Consider the following 18351-nt stretch of genomic DNA (forward strand, 5'->3'; position numbering starts at 1 on the left):
GTTTTCCCATTAGACTTTGAATTTAGAAAAACAACGTTTTTGATTCGGATAAATCGCTAACCCAGGGATTTCACAACGATTTTAAAACACAAATAGCATAGAAATGAGAAAGAACATTGCGGCTGGAAACTGGAAAATGAATCTTGACCTTGACGCTGGAAAAATATTAGCGTCTGAGGTAATCAATATGACTGCTGATGAGGTGAGCAATGATGCAGAGGTAATCTTGATTCCTCCATTTGTACACATCACAAGCGTAAAACAACTAGCAGGTTCTGCAAAGAACGTATTTGTTGGAGCTCAGAACTGTAGCGATAAAGCTAGCGGAGCGTTCACTGGTGAGATCTCTGTAGAGATGTTGAAATCAGCAGGTGTTGACTACATCGTGGTAGGACACAGCGAAAGAAGAGAAATCTATGGTGAAGATGATGCTTTGCTTGCTTCTAAAACGAAAGCAGTATTGGAAGGTGGCTTGAAGCCAATTTTCTGCTGCGGAGAAAAATTAGAATCTAGAGAGGCTGAGCAGCATTTTGCTGTTAATAAGGAGCAAATCGAAAAAGGTCTTTTCGGTTTATCCAAAGAAGAAATTTTGAAAGTAGTGATTGCTTATGAGCCAGTTTGGGCTATAGGTACTGGAGTAACGGCTTCATCTGATCAAGCGCAAGAGATGCACGCATATATCAGAGGTTTGATCGCTGAGCAATACGATCAGGAAACCGCAGATAGCATTTCTATTCTATATGGAGGTAGTGTGAAACCTGACAATGCGCAGGAATTGTTCGCACAGCCAGACGTAGATGGAGGTCTAGTAGGTGGTGCTAGCTTGAAGAGCCGTGATTTTGTAGACATTATTAAATCATTCTAATGAGTTTCATTACACTCACAATTAATTGTGACGAAGAAAAGAGAGAGTTCCTGATTGCGGAGCTCTCTCTTTTGCCTTTTGATGCATTCGAAGAAACAGAATCGGGTCTTCTCGCATCATGCGAAAAGGAAGGCTATGATGCCGAAGAAGTAAAAGAAGTGCTAGATCGCTATCAGGTGGAATATCAGGTAGACGAAGTGGAAAAGGTGAACTGGAACATCGAATGGGAGAAAAACTACGATCCGGTGATTGTTGGTGATCAATGTATCGTTCGAGCTACTTTCCATGAACCAAAACCTGAATTTCCTTACGAGATCATCATCACGCCAAAAATGTCTTTTGGTACGGGTCATCATGCCACCACCTGGCAAGTGCTGAAATATGAATTGGGATTTGATTTTACTGGCAAAAAAGTGATTGACGTGGGCTGTGGTACGGGGGCTTTGGCAATCATGTCACACCTTAGAGGCGCCACAGATATTTCTGCCGTAGATATAGATGATTGGTGCATAGAAAATAGCGAAGAGAATTTTGCGTTAAATGGATGCGAGCATATCAAGTTGCAGCTTGGCGGAATAGAAGTGATTCCTGAAACGGAGCAATTTGATGTGATGCTGGTAAATATCAATAAGAACGTGTTATTGGATCAAATGGCGGATTATGAAAAACGTCTGGCACCAAATGGCATACTCGTTCTTAGTGGATTTTATCAGGAAGATATTGCCGACTTAAGAGCCTCTGCTGAACCATTAGGATTAACTTATTCTACTGAATCAGAAAGAAATAGGTGGGCGATGTTAGTCTTCGAGAAGAAATAATTAGCGAGCAATTCTCTAAATTTATAAGATGAAGCGATTCTGCCTACTAGCAACTATGATTTTATGCCTGGGATATCAACTCAGTGCGCAAAGGTCTTTTTCTGAAGATAAGGCAGAATTTTACCGTCAGGTGATGTCCAAACTGAATAGTTTCGGAACAGAATCAGCTAGAAAAGTAGCTTATGACTTCAATGCTGCCTGGAACAGTAAATTCACTTCAGAACATCAGGACCTGATTCATAAGATTGCTTTGCGTATGGATCGCAAAGGCATTCCGTTTGACCCTGCTTTCCGACATTATTTTAGTTACCTGGCATTCGCCGATGCTCAAGCTCACCTGACCAGAGACCAAGTTACTCAGGTGCTGAAGATCAATGAGCAGGTTTTAGAAACCATGACAGGAGAGGAGTATGGTAAATATTTGCTGAGTATGAACATATTCATGGCTCGCAGGTATTTGACTCTTACCAAAAACCTTATCATTAGAACGGATAATGGAACGTATAGCTTTAATCTGCTTGATGATTATGTTCAGATTGAAGAAGAGGAGCCACTACAACAATATTTAGAACAAAACTTTGAGCCTGAGCCAGAACCAGAAGTTATTGTTCAGGAAACCGAGACTCTTGCTGCTGATGACGGATGGAGTAACGATGATTGGGGCAATGATGATGACTGGGGAGACGATTGGGGCAATGACGATTGGGGTTCCAATGACGATAATTGGGTTGACGATCAGGATACCTGGGGTTATGATGTATCGGGAGAGGTAATCGAACAGGAACCTGAGGTTGAACAAAGAAATTTTGTATCGGCCATAGCCCAGGATTATGTGGCCAATCTAAGGGCAAAATATAGACACCCATTACTGGAAGGTCCTGTCATAGACTTGCAAAACAATAGCATGTTGATCGCCACAAAATATGACTCCTTCAACATAAAGGAAACCGATGGCAAGTTCTTGCTCAAAACCCGCGTATATGCCGGAGAAAATGCAGTGATTAACTGGCCTCAACAAAACAAAAGCTTTCCTGGTGCAGTCGTTAACTTAAAACAGTTTTACATACGTGCCGATCATTATGGTTTTTGGACACCATATGCTACGCTTACCAGTCCTTCCTTATTTAATGGACAAGTAGAAGGATATTTTGAATTCAAAAGTGTCAGAAGACGCCCGGGAACATTAAGTCAGTATCCTATTTTTAGGTCCAACGAGGCCAATGTCGAATTAACGCTTCCAGGGAATCGAGTTAAATACAAAGGTGGAGTAGAGCTAAGAGGAAATGATTTATACGGAGCTGCAGTTTCTCGTCACAAAGGTACTTTGACGGTGTTAGATGGAAAGGGAACAAGAGCTGTTTTCAGAGCGGTTGAATTTGAATTCCGTGTAGACAGTATGATTTATGCAGACAATGCTTCTGTGAGTATCATCAACGGTAACGACTCAACTTATCATCCGTCAGTAGAGATGTACTATGACGGGTCTAAAGGAAAATTGACTGCCATTAGAACCAAGAAATATAACGTTACTCCTTTTTATAGTACCTATTTCAAGTTCAATATCAATGCTCAGGGTTTCACCTGGCGATTAGATGATGGAGAAATTGATTTCAACATCATGCAGGGTAAAGATTTGATTGCAGTAACATTTGAATCCAAAGATTATTTCAATTATGCCCGTTTCAGCAAGCTAGCAGTAGGTCATAACTTCCATCCAGTAATTACGAGTGTTTTCTACGCCAATAAATTCGGAACGCGTGATTTCGTAGACCAGGAAATCGCAGATTACTTCAAAGTTGATATCAAACAAGTCAAAAGCGGCATGCGGACTTTGGAGCAATATGGTTTTGCTTCATACAATCATGAAACTGGTTTGGTCAAGTTAAAAGACAAAGCCTACCTATACCACGATGCATCTGGTGAAAAAGTGGATTATGACAACATTATGATTCCATCTATCGAGCCTGAAAAACCGAATGCGACCTGGAGACTTGATTCCTCAGATATTATGGTCAATGGAGTAGAACGATTCTATTATACTTCTGACTTCAAGGTGTATGCCGAACCAGATAGCGGAGTAATATTTTTGAAACAGGACCGCAATATCTTCATGGATGGGATGGTCCATGCTGGTGAGTTTGAATACAAAGGGAAAAGTTATGAATTTGATTATGAGGGCTTTTTAATCAATATGCCTGTAATTGACTCCATCAGAATATCTCTTAAAACTCCGGATTCATTAATTGCCGAAGGTGCTTCAAAACAAACCGCCTTACCGAACCACTTAAATGGTACATCTGGAACACTGTATTTAAATTATCCAGATAATAAGTCAGGAAAAAGATCGTCATCACAGTATCCAGACTTTGTATCCGAATCTGAGGCTATTGTTTACTTTGATGGTGTGGAGGTACTAAATGGTGCTTATGACAAATCTGTGAAATTCATCATTCCTCCGTTCGATTCAGACAGTTTGGATAGTGAAGCAACTATATCCTTTGATGGTACTTTCAACTCCGGTGGTATTTTCCCGACCTTCCAGGAAACACTGAGTTTGCAACCGGATCAATCACTAGGTTTTATTCACCAGATTCCACCATCAGGTTACAATTTATACGGTACAGAAGCCCGAACCTACGAGAAAATACGATTGAGTAACCAAGGTATGAGAGGAGGAGGTAAAATTGACTTTATTACCTCTACGATCTATTCTGATGACTTTGTTTATTATCCAGATTCTGTGGCCGCATATGGTAGAGGGGGTACAATCAAGCCGGGAGAAATAAATGGAGCGAGTTATCCAGAGGCAGTTTTGGGACCTTATCGAATGCACTGGGAACCTAGAATCGATAGTATGCACTTGCAAAACCTACGTTCACCGTTCAAATTCTACAATGCAACCGCAACTTTGGATGGTGCCGTAAACATCACTTCAAGAGGTGTATATGGTATTGGTACCATGCTTACCAGAGGTTCCAAGTCAATATCCAAAGATCTGAACTTTAAGCAGTACTCATACAGTGCACGCCATGCAGACTTTGAAGTTTTAACAGATAACCCGAATAAGCCCGCGATGGCCGGGGATGATATTAGTTTGAACTTTGACCTAACTACTAATACTGCGGTGGTGCAACCTGAGAAGCAAGGGGTTGCAGCGATTTCTTTCCCATACGCCCAAATGAAAACTTCCATTACACGAGCTGTTTGGGATTTGGAAGATTCTACCGTAACAATGACCAAGCCGGATAATGTTCCTTTAAGGAATTCTTACTTCTACACGACTAGAAAAGAACTAGACTCCTTGGCGTTTAACGCTCGACAGGCGACCTATGACCTGAATACGAAAGAATTAGAAATTACAGGGATCCCTTACATCATCGTAGCAGATGCGAAAATTATCCCAAAAGGAAATAAAACAACCATTTTGGAAAATTCAGAGCTACAACAATTCCAGAATGCTGAAGTAATTATCGATACGTTGAATGAATACCATTATCTCTATGATGGTGATATTAAGATACTTTCACGAAACGCTTTCATAGGTACTGCGAAATATCAGTTAGTTACTGGAATAGACACGTTCGCCATCAAGTTTGATCGATTTGTTTTGGAAGATGTCTTTGTTGATGAAAAGCCGGTAATAATGACCGTGTCAGGTGGCCAGGTTTTAGCTAAAGAAAATTTGAAAATAGCGCCAGGGTTTTATTACAAGGGTGAAACTAAAATGTATGCCAATAAAAAATCTCTGGACCTGAATGGGTCAGTTAAATTGATTTTGCAAGATCCATCTTATGACTCGTGGGTATTGTATGAGCGTACGGATGGAAATCCTTTTGTAAGTATCGATTTCACGAATGCTTATTTTGATAATGAGGAGAAAGCGGTAGCAGGATTGTTTTATGATCTTCGTGGCGGTCTTTACAGTAGTTTCGTACGACCAAAGAAAAGTGGAACGGATGAGGCATTTTTTATTGCAAAGGGCCAATTGGAATATGATACTGCCTCACTCACTTATCGCATTGAAAAGCCATCCAAGACCTTAGGTGAGAGTTACGATGGACACACATTGATTTATGATGACAACTCCAAGAACCTGATATTTGAAGGGCCTGTGAGTTTCTTTGGTCAGTTTGCAAAAGATGTGACTGTAATGTCCTCCGTCATGGGGACTGGAAATGTAGAATCAAACGAATATGAATTGGATGCATTCCTTGGCTTTGAGTTTAAAAACTCTGGAGATTACATGAAGATTATGGCTCAGGACCTTACAGATATCGTTGAGCGATTGGGTCCTCCATTGGCGAATGACATATCACTTCCACTTCTGTACAAATTAGCGAATCTTACTTCTGATAAGCTGGCAAGAGAATATGAAACTGGGAGTTTGAAAGATTATCGCCCGCTTCTTGAAGTAGCAGATAATTTGGTCAAATCGCTAGTAGTCTCCGGTGTGAAAATGAAGTGGTCTCAATCGAATCAGGCATGGTACAATACTACTAAGTTGGCCATTTCCAATATCTACGGTACAGATATCAATGCCAAGCTGGATGGGTTCATTGAAATCAAGAAAGACCTGTCTAACAATGATATTCTGAACATCTTCATTACGCCAGCTCCAGGAACCTGGTACTTCATAAGCTATTCCAATAATAACCTGATGATGTACTCCTCCAATAGCGCGTTCAATGATGAAATTACTGCAGAATCTAATTACGGAAAGGCGAAAGCAGATGAGTTGGTCTTAGTACTGGGTGATGATACAGAAACACTTACGTTTATCAACAATTTCAGAGAGACCTATTTCGGAATCACAGAGCCTTACGATTTGATCTCTCCTCAGGATGTCAATTTAGAGGATGAGAACTTTGAAACCATACAAGAAGATAAGGACGATGGGTTTGGGTTCTAATACGTCCTGTATATTTGCGGAAAAAATTACTCCATGGACCCAATACAACATTTCGAAGCAAATAAAGAAAACTACTTAAACGAACTTCTTGATCTTCTTAGAATACCATCTGTTAGTGCAGATTCCAAATTCAAAGGAGATGTACGACAAGCTGCTGAATTTGTAAAGTCAAAATTGGAAGCAGCAGGAGCCAATGCTGAACTTGTAGAAACTCCTGGACACCCGATTGTCTATGGAGAGAAAATCATTGACCCTTCATTACCAACCGTATTGGTGTATGGTCACTATGACGTACAGCCTGCAGATCCATACGAACTATGGGATAGCCCTCCATTTGAGCCAGTAATTAAAGACGAGCGTATTTATGCGCGTGGTGCTTGTGACGACAAAGGTCAGATGTACATGCACATTAAGGCATTCCAATCGTTGATGGAAACCGATTCATTGAAATGTAACGCGAAGTTCATGATCGAAGGAGAGGAGGAAGTTGGTTCGTCTCATCTGGAGGATTTTGTAAAAAGCAATAAGGAGAAATTAAAAGCTGATGTTATCTTAATTTCAGATACATCGATCATTAGCAATGATACTCCATCCATTACCGTTGGCTTAAGAGGGTTGAGCTATTTGGAAGTGGAAGTAACAGGTCCAAACAGAGACCTTCACTCTGGAGTATATGGTGGAGCTGTTGCCAATCCTATTAATACGCTTTGTCAGATGATCAGTAGTCTACAGGATGCTGACGGCAAGATTACCATTCCAGGATTTTATGATAAAGTGGAGGAGTTGTCTCAAGAGCAACGTGCTGAAATGGCCAAAGCACCATTTGACCTGGATGAGTATAAAAAGGATTTAAAAATTGATGATATCAAAGGTGAGGCGGGCTTTTCTACAATTGAGAGAACAGGTATTCGTCCGACATTAGATGTAAATGGTATCTGGGGAGGATACATTGGAGAAGGAGCGAAAACCGTATTGCCATCTAAAGCATACGCAAAAATTTCAATGCGATTGGTTCCACATCAGGTAAGTGATGAGATCACGGAGCTTTTCGAAAAGCATTTCAAAGCAATTGCCCCTGATTCAGTAAAAGTAAAAGTTACTCCGCATCACGGTGGTGAGCCTGCAGTGATTTCTACAGAGTCAGCAGCCTATCAGGCAGCGAGTAAAGCATTTGAAGAATCCTGGGGAAAAACACCGATTCCAACTCGTGAAGGAGGAAGTATTCCAATTGTGGCATTATTCCAACAGGAATTAGAGCTTGATCCTATTTTGATGGGATTTGGTTTAGATTCGGATGCAATCCACTCTCCAAATGAGAGTTACGGTTTGTTTAACTTTTACAAAGGGATTGAAACGATTTGTCATTTTTATAGGTTCTTCTCTGAGTTAGAGCGATAAACCGTTAGATTTAGACTATACATTATCAATAGCTTTCATGCGAAAAATTCTCGGATTACTACTAGTACTTTTTATTGCAGGTGCGTCCAATGCGCAAATAATTAAGCCGGCAACCTGGAAAGTAAGTTTATCGGAAACAAAACCAGAGAAAGGTCAGGAGATATCTATTATCTATGATGTAAAGATTGATCAAAAATGGTATCTCTATTCCAATGATTTCGATCCTGATCTTGGACCGACAGTAACGGAGTTTTCTTTTGAGCCGCATGAAAGCTATGAATTGATTGGTGATCCACAGCCGATCAACCCCAAAAGGAAATACGACTCTCTTTGGGAAGGAGAAGTAAGTATTTTCTATGAAAAGGCACAGTTTGTTCAAAAAGTAAAGATTCTGGACCCGAGTTACGTGATCAAAGGCGGGTACAGCTACCAGGTTTGTTCAGATATTGACGGCAAGTGTATCTTGTTTGACGATACCTTCACTTTTCAGTCAAAGGGAGGGTCAAAATCAGAAAAAAAAAGCACTGACGAATCTAAGGGACTATTAGAGCAAAGAAGCTCAACGGATGCTTATTCATTAGCTTCTTTTATGTTAGTGGCCTTTTTGGCCGGTCTTGCTGCATTGTTGACACCATGTGTTTTTCCAATGATTCCTATGACCGTGACTTTTTTCACAGGAAAGGATAATCACAAGAAAGGGAGATATGTCAATAGCTTGTTCTATGGCTTTTCGATTATCTTAATTTACTCTTTAATTGGGTTGGTCTTGGCTCCATTTATGGGACCAGAAACTGCCAACGATTTAGCAACAGGTTGGATTCCTAACCTAATCTTCTTTACCGTATTTGTCGTTTTTGCCCTATCTTTTTTCGGGCTTTTCGAGATCACACTGCCCCACAAATGGGTGAATAGTGTGGATGCGATGGGTGACAAAGGAGGTTTGATAGGAGTGTTTTTCATGGCAATGACTCTTGTGCTAGTTTCCTTTTCTTGTACAGGACCAATTGTTGGTAGCATTCTTGTGGAATCTGCAGGAGGTTTGGCTCTAAAACCGGTTCTTGGTATGGTGGCTTTCTCTGCGGCATTTGCCATTCCTTTTACGCTATTTGCTTTGTTTCCGAACTGGTTAAATTCTTTGCCAAAGTCTGGAGGCTGGCTCAATTCAGTCAAAGTAGTTCTAGGATTTGTTGAATTAGCTCTTGCTTTCAAGTTTCTAAGTATAGCTGACCAGGCTTATCACTGGGGGTTATTAGATAGAGAAATATACCTGGGCATTTGGATAGTCATTTTCAGTTTCCTGGGTCTCTACTTATTGGGTAAAATCAAATTGCCTGGAGATAGTGATGCTTCCAATGTTTCAGTAGGAAGGTTAATTTTATCAATGATCACATTCACATTTGTGGTGTACATGATTCCTGGTCTGTTTGGTGCACCATTAAAAGCAATGGCTGGTTATTTACCTCCCATGTCCACTCATGATTTCAATCTGGTAGAGACTATCAGAAGTTCTGGAGGAACGGCTCCTGTAACATCGGTTAATGAACAGTGCGAAGATCCACTCTATGATGATTTTCTCCATTTTCCACATGGACTAAAAGGTTACTTTGATTATGAGCAGGCGCTAGAGTGTGCCAAGGCAACTAACAAACCAATTTTCGTGGATTTTACAGGTCATGGTTGTGTGAATTGTCGAGAAATGGAAGCAAGAGTTTGGTCCGAACAGCCAGTGTTGAGTCGTTTGCAACAGGACTTTATTTTGCTAGCGCTTTATGTGGATGATAAAACGGAGCTACCAGAGAATAAATGGTATACTTCTTCGTATGATAATAAAGTGAAGAAAACAATCGGCAAACAGAACGCCGATTATCAAATCACTAGATTTAATAACAACGCACAGCCATTTTACGTGATTTTGTCGCCAGAAGGAGAGCTTTTAACAGAACCTACTGCTTATGACTTAAATGTTGATAACTTTGTAGCGTTTTTAGAAAAAGGCAAACAAGCTTTACGGAAGAGATAGGGTTTTATTGAATATGTTGAAAAAGGGAATTTTAATTGTCTTACTTGGAGCGGCTATAGCTGCTACGTACTTCTTCACTCAAAAATACCAACAGGCACAGAAAGATGCTGTCGCTGCTATTGATAGTGCCTCGCTTATCCCGCCGCCTGAACCTACTTTACTATATGGAATAGCTGTTGATTCATTTGACATCTATGAAGGTAAGATCAAATGGGGGCAGAGTCTTTCCAATATACTTTCAGAGTTTAGTATTAGCAATGAGCAGATCTACGAGTTAGCTAATAAAACCAAAGACGTGTTTGATGTTAGACTCTTAAAAGCAAACTATCCTTTTACTATTATTCACGAAAGGGATTCGAGCAAGAGAGCTCGTCAAATGATTTTTGAGCCAGACCCAACTCAATATGTGGTATTTAACCTGGCAGATTCTATTTATGCTCATAAAGTAGAACGAGAAATCATCACTGAAGAAAAAACTTTCGTCGCAACAATCGAGGAAGGATCCAATGTTAGTCAAGCAATATCAGATGCTGGGGGAAGTATTCTGTTAGAGAATAAAATAGTTGAAATTTTCGCTTGGCAAGTAAGTTTCATACGTATTCAGGCTGGCGATATGTTTAAAGTTATCTACGAAGAACAAAGAGTTGGTGATCAGGTTGTTGGAATTGGTGAAGTGACTGGCGCATATTTTGAGCACTGGGGTCGAGAGTACTATGCGGTTCATTATGAACAAGGTGGTGATTCCGATTACTTCGATGAGAATGGAAATAGCTTGAGAAAAACATTCTTAAAAGATCCTGTTTCTTATAAAAGAATAAGCTCTAGCTACAGTCCTAGACGTTTTCATCCAGTTCAGAAAAGATACAAAGCTCATTTAGGAACGGATTATGCGGCTAATCCTGGTACGCCAATTTGGTCAGTAGGAGATGGTGTTGTTGTGGAAGCCACCTATGGAAAGTATAATGGCAACTATGTGAAGATCAAACACAATAGTAATTACACCACTCAATATCTTCATATGCAAAGCATTAAGAGAGGTATTAAGCCTGGTACAGTAGTGAAACAAGGGCAAGAAATTGGTTATGTGGGAAGTACTGGTTTAGCTACAGGACCTCACCTTTGTTTCAGGTTCTGGAAAAACGGTAGACAAGTCGATTCCCAGCGTGTGGAATTACCGCCTTCAGAGCCAATTGACCCTAAAAAACTAAATGACTATTTGCACACTAAGAACGTAGTAGTCAACAAATTGCGTCATATCCATTCTAAAAACGAAGAGAAGAAAGCAGTATTAGCGCAAATTCCGCTAAATCATTAAGATTCGCCGTAGCTGAATTTTAATAATTAGCATATTTTCCGTTAATTTAGACTTGTCACCAAAAAAATAAGCATGCCTAAGATTGCTATCGCGCTATGCCTTGTAGTATTATGTACTTTTTCATACGGGCAGGGCTCGGATGAATATGTTCGTGTTTATGGCCAAACACTCAGCGCAAAAGACTCATCGGCCGTTTCTGTTTCTCTTTTATACGAAAAGCTTCCTTATTATGACGATATGGGCATGATAAAGAGTAATTCGGAAGGACAATTTGAGATGTTTCTTGTTAAAGGAGCAGAATATGATTTTAAATTTGCTCAGTCTGGATTTGAACCGCTCACAGAAAAGTTTACTGTGACGAGCGATAACGAAGAAGGTGGTGAGAAGAATGTCAACTTCTATGTTACTCCTGAGGAGGAGCCGGAGTTGATGACACTAGAAAATCTAATCTTTGCTAGAGGAAGCGACCAAATATCAGAAACTTCTTATGCTAGTTTGGATGAGCTAGTAGCATATCTCAATGAACGACCTGGTATGGTCATCCAGCTGGAAGGACATACCGATTTTGCCGGTAATGCAGATGCGAACATGGCACTATCACAAGCCAGGGTAGAAGCTGTGAAAGACTACATGGTAGGCAAAGGAATAAAGAAAAACAGGCTGTACACTAAAGCATTTGGGGGAACTCAACCTTTGACACAAGAACGCACAGATGAAGCAAAAACAAGAAACAGGCGTGTTGAGGTTCGAGTACTGAGAAGATAATTCAATATGAAACGACTATTACTACTAACATTATTAAGCCTATCGTTTGTTTTTGCGAAGGCTCAAGAAACCATCGTCTGGGGTACCGATGTGGTTGATGTATCGAGTGAATACTCTCCACTGGAGTATTCGGCGATTCAAGCATTACATAAACCAAATGTAATTCCTGGTGGAGGAGATAATCCAAATGCCTGGAGACCTAAGACAGAAGATCGTCAGGATTTTATCATGGTCTCATTTGATAAGCCGATTAAGGCAAAACAGGTGGCTATCGGTGAATCAGAAAATCCAGGAGCTGTTACTAAAGTGTTTGCTTACGATAACGAATACAATGAGTATTTACTTTTTGAGTTGACCCCAAGAGCGATTCCACTTGAAAGTAGATTATTGAACCTATTCTTCGATGAAACTCCTTACGAAATTTATGCTATTCGAGTAGAAATTGATGGGGGAGCAGTTCCAGGATATAATGCTATAGATGCCATCGGGGTTTCTGCTTCGAATTTGCCTATTACCGTTTTGATCAATCTGGTTCCCGGAATTGCTCAGAACGTAGAAGCTGATAAGCTGGGAGCCAATGTGAATAGCCAGTACATTGAGCATAGTCCGATTATTTCTCCTGATGGTAAAAGGCTTTATTTCAGTAGAAGATATCACCCTGATAATGTAGGTGGTGTGGATGATGTAGAAGATATCTGGGTATCAGAATTGGATGAGGCTACTGGCGAATGGTTGCCTGCCAAAAACCTTGGAGCACCATTGAATACTGCTGGTCCAAACTTTATCAGTTCAATTACAATAGTTGATGGTAAGGAAACCCTGATCCTTGGAAACAGATACGGTAAAAAAGGCCGAATGTACTCTGGTGTTTCAATGACGACAAGAGATGGGGACACTTTCAAAGACCCTGTTGCAGTTGAAGTAACTAATGATTACAACTATTCTCCAAAGGTTGATTACTTCCTTGGAACAACAGGCAATGCGATGATCATTTCATCAGAGCGTGACGATTCGTATGGAGGTCGAGACTTATATGTTTCATTTAAAAATGGAAATGAGTGGTCAGAGCCGAAAAACCTGGGTAATGATATCAATACGGCAGCGGACGATTTTTCTCCGTTTCTAGGCATGGATGGAAAGACATTGTATTTCACAAGCTCTGGATATAGCGGCTATGGTGGCGCAGACATTTACGTTTCTATCAGATTAGACAATAGCTGGGAACGTTGGTCAACACCTGAAAACCTAGGTTCCAGTGTAAACTCTGAGGGTGATGATCAATATTTCAGTATTCCTTCTTCAGGAAGACATATCTACTTTTCTAGAGGAACCATCGATGACGATACCGATATTTTTAGATTTAAAGCAAATGACTTGTTCATTGATCCAGATAGTCCATTGATGACCTCTGTTGGTCACTTGACTGATCTTGAGCCGGACGATTATATCGTAACGGTTAAGGGGGTAGTTACTGACGATAAAACTGGTGAGCCGATGGGTGGAGTTCCGGTAATATTAGAAAGATTGCCTGATGGTGTTGAAATGGGAAGTGTTACTTCTGGAAAAGATGGGGAATATAAGTTTTCAGTTCGTGGTGGAGCTAGATATGGCGTTTTAGCTAAGAAAGAGGGCTTTTTATCCACTGAAGAAAACTTTGACCTTAATGATATAGAAGAGAACGAGACTAGAGAGCTGGATTTGAATCTTGCTAAAATCGAGACGGGTGTAACGATTACATTGAACAACATCTTCTTTGATTTCGATAAGTCAGAATTGAAAACTGCTTCATATCCAGAGTTGAACAGATTATTGAAATATCTGAATGATGGAGATATCAAGAAAATAGAAATAAGCGGTCACACAGATGCGACTGGTGAAGAAGCGTATAACAAATCATTGTCTGATCGTAGAGCGAAAGCGGTTTACAACTTCTTCCGTGAGAATGGTATAGAAAAAGATCGATTAGTTTCGGTGGGATACGGTGAAGAAAAGCCAGTAGCTCCGAATGATACTAAAGAAAATCGTGCGAAAAACAGACGTGTAGAGTTTAAGGTAGTTGAGTAATTAGTTACTGGACACCAACCTAACCTGATTTTTAAAAACCCTTTGAATTTCCTTTATCCTTGTACTAGGGTAAAGGAAATTTGCTTTTTGGATGTAATTAAAAGCATCTGCATACTTTCTGTGGTTATAAGAATCCACGCTCATATTGTAATACTGCAGTCCGGCGAGATCATTTAAACTAATAATGTTAGAGACCGTCTGCATTCCTGGCGTCATGGCTTCATCTTGACTGTATTTGTGAATTCTTGCCTTTATTTCCTCTCTATCTGTTACAAATCCTTCTAAAGGATCTGTTGGCTCAATCATTACCTGACCATCATCACAGGATGCTACCAGGAAGACGTGATAATTGAACTCATAGATTTGATATGGTATTCCTAGTTCTTCCAAAGTGGCCGCGTAAAAAGCAGTACCTGTAAGGCAATCGTATTTTCCAGATTCGAATAGATCTGATAGAATAACATCGTTATTATACCAGCTTAATTTCCTTCTGTGGTTGAAGTAAAAAACCTTTTCCAGGGTTTGAACTGTTGTTCTTTCACCGGTCTTTTTTTTCAGCTTCGCCAGGTGAATCTGAAAATCAGCCATATACTGACTATATTTAATTGAATCTACATTTGGATTAGCTGCCAGCATGATTTGAATAGGATTGGCACTTGAAAAAGATGTTTGTTCGAAGGAAGAGTGAAAAAGATATGGGCTTAGCTCAGACTGAGCAGATGCACTCAGAGCAAAGGAAGTAAGCCATATGTAAAGAATCTTTTTCATACTAAAATCCGAGAGAAGGTTTCTAATATTACGCTAAAGTTAACAAATTGTTAACATGTTAACTAATTTATAACATTAACACTTTATGGAAGCACCCCAGGTTTCGACGAAAAACGAGTTTTCTTCTTTGTTTCAATCACATCAAAAGACGGCTATGATGTTGAAAAAGGGAACAATTACTGAAAGAAAGGGCAAATTGATCGGTTTGAAGGATTGGTTGCTGGATCATCAGCACGAGTTACATCAATCGGAATACCTTGATTTGAAGAAGCCGGAAGATGAAGTTAATGTTACGGAATTGTATCCTCTAATAGCCGAAGCTCGTCATGCTATCTCGCATTTGGATGAGTGGACTACTCCACAGCCTATCAGATCGAGTATGACATTTTTTGGTACGCGTGCTTTTGTGCATTATGAACCTAAAGGCACTGCATTGATCATCTCTCCATGGAATTATCCGTTACTGTTAGCACTCGGCCCAATGATTTCAGCAATAGCCGCTGGCAATACGGTCATTCTTAAGCCTTCGGAGTTTACTCCTGCTACCAATAAAGTGATCTTAAAGATGGCTCATGACCTTTTTGATCATAATGAAATACAGGTTATTGAAGGTGAAGCGGAAGTCTCAGCAAGTTTGCTTGAACTGCCATTTGATCATATCTTCTTTACGGGTAGTCCCCAGGTAGGAAAAATAGTGATGACAGCCGCTGCCAAGCATTTGACTTCTGTAACTCTTGAATTAGGTGGAAAATCTCCAACTATCATTGATGAAACAGCTAATATTAGAGATGCCGCTGCCAAGCTAAGTTGGGCTAAGTGGACAAATGCTGGTCAGACCTGTGTAGCGCCTGATTACCTTTTCATTCATGAAAGCAAGAAAGAGGATTTCATAAATGCCTACAAAGATGCCACTTTGAAGATGTATGGGGATAAGAAAAGTTATACTTCTATCATCAATGTCAAGCATTATCACAGAATTGAAGAAACACTGCAAGATGCTTTGAACAAAGGAGCCAATGTCATCATTAGTGGAAATAATTCACCAGAAGAATTAGACATACAGCCAGTTGTAATAGATAATGTAACTGATGATATGCGAGTGATGAAGGAGGAAATATTCGGACCTGTGTTTCCAATAATGACCTATCAGAATCTTGATGAGGTCATTGATTATATCAATGCAAGGCCTAAACCTCTTGCTTTGTATCTGTATTCCAAAAATAGAAAAAACAAAAGGAAGGTTCTGCAGGAGACTAGTTCAGGAGCTTTGGTTTATAACGATAGCGTACTTCATTTTGGACATCCGCATTTACCAGCCGGAGGTGTGAATAATAGCGGTATTGGCAAAGCTCACGGACATGCTGGCTTTCTTGCGTTTAGTCATGAGAAGTCGGTCCTTTCCCAACAAATTGGTTTAACTGTGGCCAGTACAGTCAGGCCGCCATATTCTAAGCTTAAAAAGAAGCTTATCCAGTTCATGCTAAAGTACTTATAGTGCATTATTTTAGCATTGCTATGAAAAATTTACTACTACCAGTTATTGTTCTTGTCGCATTCGCAAGTTGTACTTCTTCTAAGGAAGAGTATGGAGCAGTTTGGGAAACAAGTCCGGCTTCATTCGCAGGTGTAAAAGATGTCTCTGATTTTACCATGAACGGTAAGTTCATTTTTGATGGAGATGAGGTGAATATCCAAGCATATGGGTTTGATGGCTGTGTATTCAGCAAGGACACATTGGATCATACCTTGAAATGGAAAATCAGTAATGACTCATTGATTACTTACAATGATGAAGATACTCCAGGTATGGTATACACCATTATGGATACCACGGATAACCTGATTCACTTGCAGTTAATGGAGGACATTTTCCTTACACTGGAAAAGTAACCTAAAGTTTATCAATGTTCTTGAGATAGTAATCTGCTTGCTGAAGTAGCTCTGCTTTTTTATCTCTATCCATTTTGTCCCAGGTACGATACATCATGCCAATGCGCGGGTTCTTATCAAAAGTGTCTCGATGTTGGTCGTAAAAATTCCAATAAAGTGAATTGAAAGGACAGGCTTTATCACCGGTTTTTTTGCTTTTACTATAGTGACACGCTTTGCAGTAATCACTCATTTTGTCAATGTAGTTAGCCGACGAAACATACGGTTTCGTTCCTACGATGCCTCCATCTGCAAATTGACTCATGCCCCGGGTATTGGTAATCTCTACCCATTCAATGGCATCAATGTATATTCCTAGATACCATTCGTCTACCTCGCCAGGATCTATTCCTGCAAGCAAGGCGAAGTTCCCAGTAATCATTAATCGTTGAATGTGGTGTGCATACGCATGATCCAGTGATTGCTTAATGGTGTGATGCAGGCAATTCATCTTGGTTTCACCATTCCAAAACCAGGAAGGGAGTTTGCGAGAGTGATTCAAATGATTGAGTGTTGCGTACTCAGGCATTTTAGCCCAGTAGATACCGCGCATGTACTCTCTCCAGCCGATGATTTGACGCACAAATCCCTCTACAGAAGAGATGTCAACTTCATCAGAGTGTTCATGCCAATAGTTAACGACCGTATTGACCACTTCCTGAGGTGAAATCAACTTCACATTCATGGCAAATGACACCAGTGAATGAAAGCTGAATGCTGTACGAGTGGTCATGGCATCTTGATAGTTACCAAAGTTTTTCAAAAAGCGCTTACAGAAGATATCAAGATCAGCAAATGCCTCGCGACGTGTAATTGGCCATCTGTAATTTTGAGCATCAATTGAGCCAATAGTTTTAACTCCAGCTGATTCGATCATTTCTACTATGCCGGAAACGTCATTTGTTCTGCTGTTTCTATAAGGAATTTTCACAGACTCTGGAAGTTTCTTTCGGTTGTCTTTATCATAATTCCATTGGCCTGTGACAGGGTCTTTTCCATCCATCATCACATTATGCTTTTTGCGCATATGCCGATAGAAGGACTCCATCAGGTAAGTTTTCTTTCTTTCAAAAAAAGAAGCCAATTCCTCACGGCTTGTATAGAAATGCTCAGAGTCTACTGCCTGCCATTCAATTTTGAGGGTTTGGCAGTACTCACTTAATTGTTCATCCAGGCGATATTCGTCAGGAAGTTGGTATTCGAACTTCTTATAATTACCTTTTTCAATAAGTGAATCAATGTTCTCAGGAATGGACTGTTTGTTTTTGGGGTCATCCAGTTTCCAGTAGATCACTTCATGGCCTTTTTCTTGCATCTCATTCGCGAAAGCTCGCATGGAAGCAAAGAACCCGGCTACTTTTTGAATGTGATGAGGAACATAGTCAGTTTCCTGACGAACCTCCATCAGCACATAGGTAATGTCAGAATTGGTCTTTTCAAACCAGCTATGCTGATGATTGAGTTGGTCTCCAAGAATTAGGCGAAGCGTTTTCATTGAAG

12 protein-coding genes are annotated in these 18351 nt (G+C 40.2%); 10 read left to right on the forward strand and 2 right to left on the reverse strand.

Translation table 11 applies throughout. The annotated features are described in order from the left end of the window. The first annotated feature begins 103 nt into the window (after nt 1–103). The 8 genes from tpiA (at nt 104) to NXS00_RS15595 (ending at nt 14154) form a co-directional block, all read left to right on the forward strand. Nucleotides 104–865, forward strand: coding sequence for a triose-phosphate isomerase (gene tpiA, locus NXS00_RS15560; RefSeq protein ID WP_258100161.1), 762 nt, complete (start codon nt 104–106; stop codon nt 863–865). Continuing rightward, the gene (gene prmA / locus NXS00_RS15565) at nt 865–1683 is read left to right on the forward strand and encodes a 50S ribosomal protein L11 methyltransferase (protein WP_258100162.1); all 819 of its coding nucleotides are present in this window, start codon (nt 865–867) and stop codon (nt 1681–1683) included. Before tpiA ends, prmA begins: the two co-directional genes overlap by 1 nt. A 28-nt stretch (nt 1684–1711) precedes the next feature. Then, entirely contained in the window at nt 1712–6592 is a 4881-nt protein-coding gene (locus NXS00_RS15570; protein WP_258100163.1) for a hypothetical protein, read from the forward strand. A gap of 33 nt (nt 6593–6625) precedes the next feature. Beyond that, on the forward strand, nt 6626–7990 hold the full coding sequence (locus tag NXS00_RS15575; RefSeq protein ID WP_258100164.1) for a dipeptidase: 1365 nt from the start codon (nt 6626–6628) through the stop codon (nt 7988–7990). A 37-nt stretch (nt 7991–8027) separates the two neighbouring features. Continuing rightward, nucleotides 8028–10010, forward strand: a complete 1983-nt coding sequence (locus tag NXS00_RS15580; RefSeq protein WP_258100165.1) for a protein-disulfide reductase DsbD family protein — start codon at nt 8028–8030, stop codon at nt 10008–10010. A 13-nt stretch (nt 10011–10023) separates the two neighbouring features. After that, on the forward strand, nt 10024–11325 hold the full coding sequence (locus NXS00_RS15585; protein ID WP_258100166.1) for a peptidoglycan DD-metalloendopeptidase family protein: 1302 nt from the start codon (nt 10024–10026) through the stop codon (nt 11323–11325). Nucleotides 11326–11397: 72 nt separating this feature from the next. Next, nucleotides 11398–12090: an OmpA family protein gene (locus tag NXS00_RS15590; protein WP_258100167.1), complete on the forward strand. Its 693-nt coding sequence runs from the start codon at nt 11398–11400 to the stop codon at nt 12088–12090. A 6-nt stretch (nt 12091–12096) separates the two neighbouring features. Next, a complete protein-coding gene (locus tag NXS00_RS15595) occupies nt 12097–14154 on the forward strand; it encodes an OmpA family protein (protein WP_258100168.1) in 2058 nt (685 codons plus the stop codon). Here NXS00_RS15595 and NXS00_RS15600 read toward each other — a convergent pair whose 3' ends face one another. Continuing rightward, nucleotides 14155–14922 carry a hypothetical protein gene (locus tag NXS00_RS15600; RefSeq protein WP_258100169.1) on the reverse strand — a complete coding sequence of 256 codons (768 nt, stop codon included), beginning with the start codon at nt 14920–14922 and terminating at the stop codon, nt 14155–14157. A gap of 85 nt (nt 14923–15007) precedes the next feature. Here NXS00_RS15600 and NXS00_RS15605 point away from each other — a divergent pair, with 85 nt between their 5' ends. Both NXS00_RS15605 and NXS00_RS15610 read left to right on the forward strand, forming a co-directional pair. Then, nucleotides 15008–16417 carry an aldehyde dehydrogenase family protein gene (locus NXS00_RS15605; protein WP_258100170.1) on the forward strand — a complete coding sequence of 470 codons (1410 nt, stop codon included), beginning with the start codon at nt 15008–15010 and terminating at the stop codon, nt 16415–16417. Between the two features lie 20 nt (nt 16418–16437). Beyond that, nucleotides 16438–16812 carry a hypothetical protein gene (locus NXS00_RS15610; protein ID WP_258100171.1) on the forward strand — a complete coding sequence of 125 codons (375 nt, stop codon included), beginning with the start codon at nt 16438–16440 and terminating at the stop codon, nt 16810–16812. Nucleotide 16813: 1 nt separating this feature from the next. Here NXS00_RS15610 and NXS00_RS15615 read toward each other — a convergent pair whose 3' ends face one another. Next, nucleotides 16814–18346 (reverse strand): cryptochrome/photolyase family protein, encoded by a 1533-nt coding sequence (locus tag NXS00_RS15615; RefSeq protein ID WP_258100172.1) that lies wholly within the window; start codon nt 18344–18346, stop codon nt 16814–16816. Nucleotides 18347–18351 lie beyond the last annotated feature (5 nt).

This window comes from Marinoscillum pacificum (assembly GCF_024714495.1).
Classification (GTDB): Bacteria; Bacteroidota; Bacteroidia; order Cytophagales; family Cyclobacteriaceae; genus Marinoscillum; species Marinoscillum pacificum.

Coding starts and splice junctions, on each gene's coding strand:
- NXS00_RS15580 (WP_258100165.1), top strand. CDS start 8,028: ATGCGAAAAATTCTCGGATTACTACTAGTACTTTTTATTGCAGGTGCG.
- NXS00_RS15605 (WP_258100170.1), top strand. CDS start 15,008: ATGGAAGCACCCCAGGTTTCGACGAAAAACGAGTTTTCTTCTTTGTTT.
- NXS00_RS15595 (WP_258100168.1), top strand. CDS start 12,097: ATGAAACGACTATTACTACTAACATTATTAAGCCTATCGTTTGTTTTT.
- NXS00_RS15570 (WP_258100163.1), top strand. CDS start 1,712: ATGAAGCGATTCTGCCTACTAGCAACTATGATTTTATGCCTGGGATAT.
- NXS00_RS15600 (WP_258100169.1), bottom strand. CDS start 14,922: ATGAAAAAGATTCTTTACATATGGCTTACTTCCTTTGCTCTGAGTGCA.
- tpiA (WP_258100161.1), top strand. CDS start 104: ATGAGAAAGAACATTGCGGCTGGAAACTGGAAAATGAATCTTGACCTT.
- prmA (WP_258100162.1), top strand. CDS start 865: ATGAGTTTCATTACACTCACAATTAATTGTGACGAAGAAAAGAGAGAG.
- NXS00_RS15610 (WP_258100171.1), top strand. CDS start 16,438: ATGAAAAATTTACTACTACCAGTTATTGTTCTTGTCGCATTCGCAAGT.
- NXS00_RS15585 (WP_258100166.1), top strand. CDS start 10,024: ATGTTGAAAAAGGGAATTTTAATTGTCTTACTTGGAGCGGCTATAGCT.
- NXS00_RS15590 (WP_258100167.1), top strand. CDS start 11,398: ATGCCTAAGATTGCTATCGCGCTATGCCTTGTAGTATTATGTACTTTT.
- NXS00_RS15615 (WP_258100172.1), bottom strand. CDS start 18,346: ATGAAAACGCTTCGCCTAATTCTTGGAGACCAACTCAATCATCAGCAT.
- NXS00_RS15575 (WP_258100164.1), top strand. CDS start 6,626: ATGGACCCAATACAACATTTCGAAGCAAATAAAGAAAACTACTTAAAC.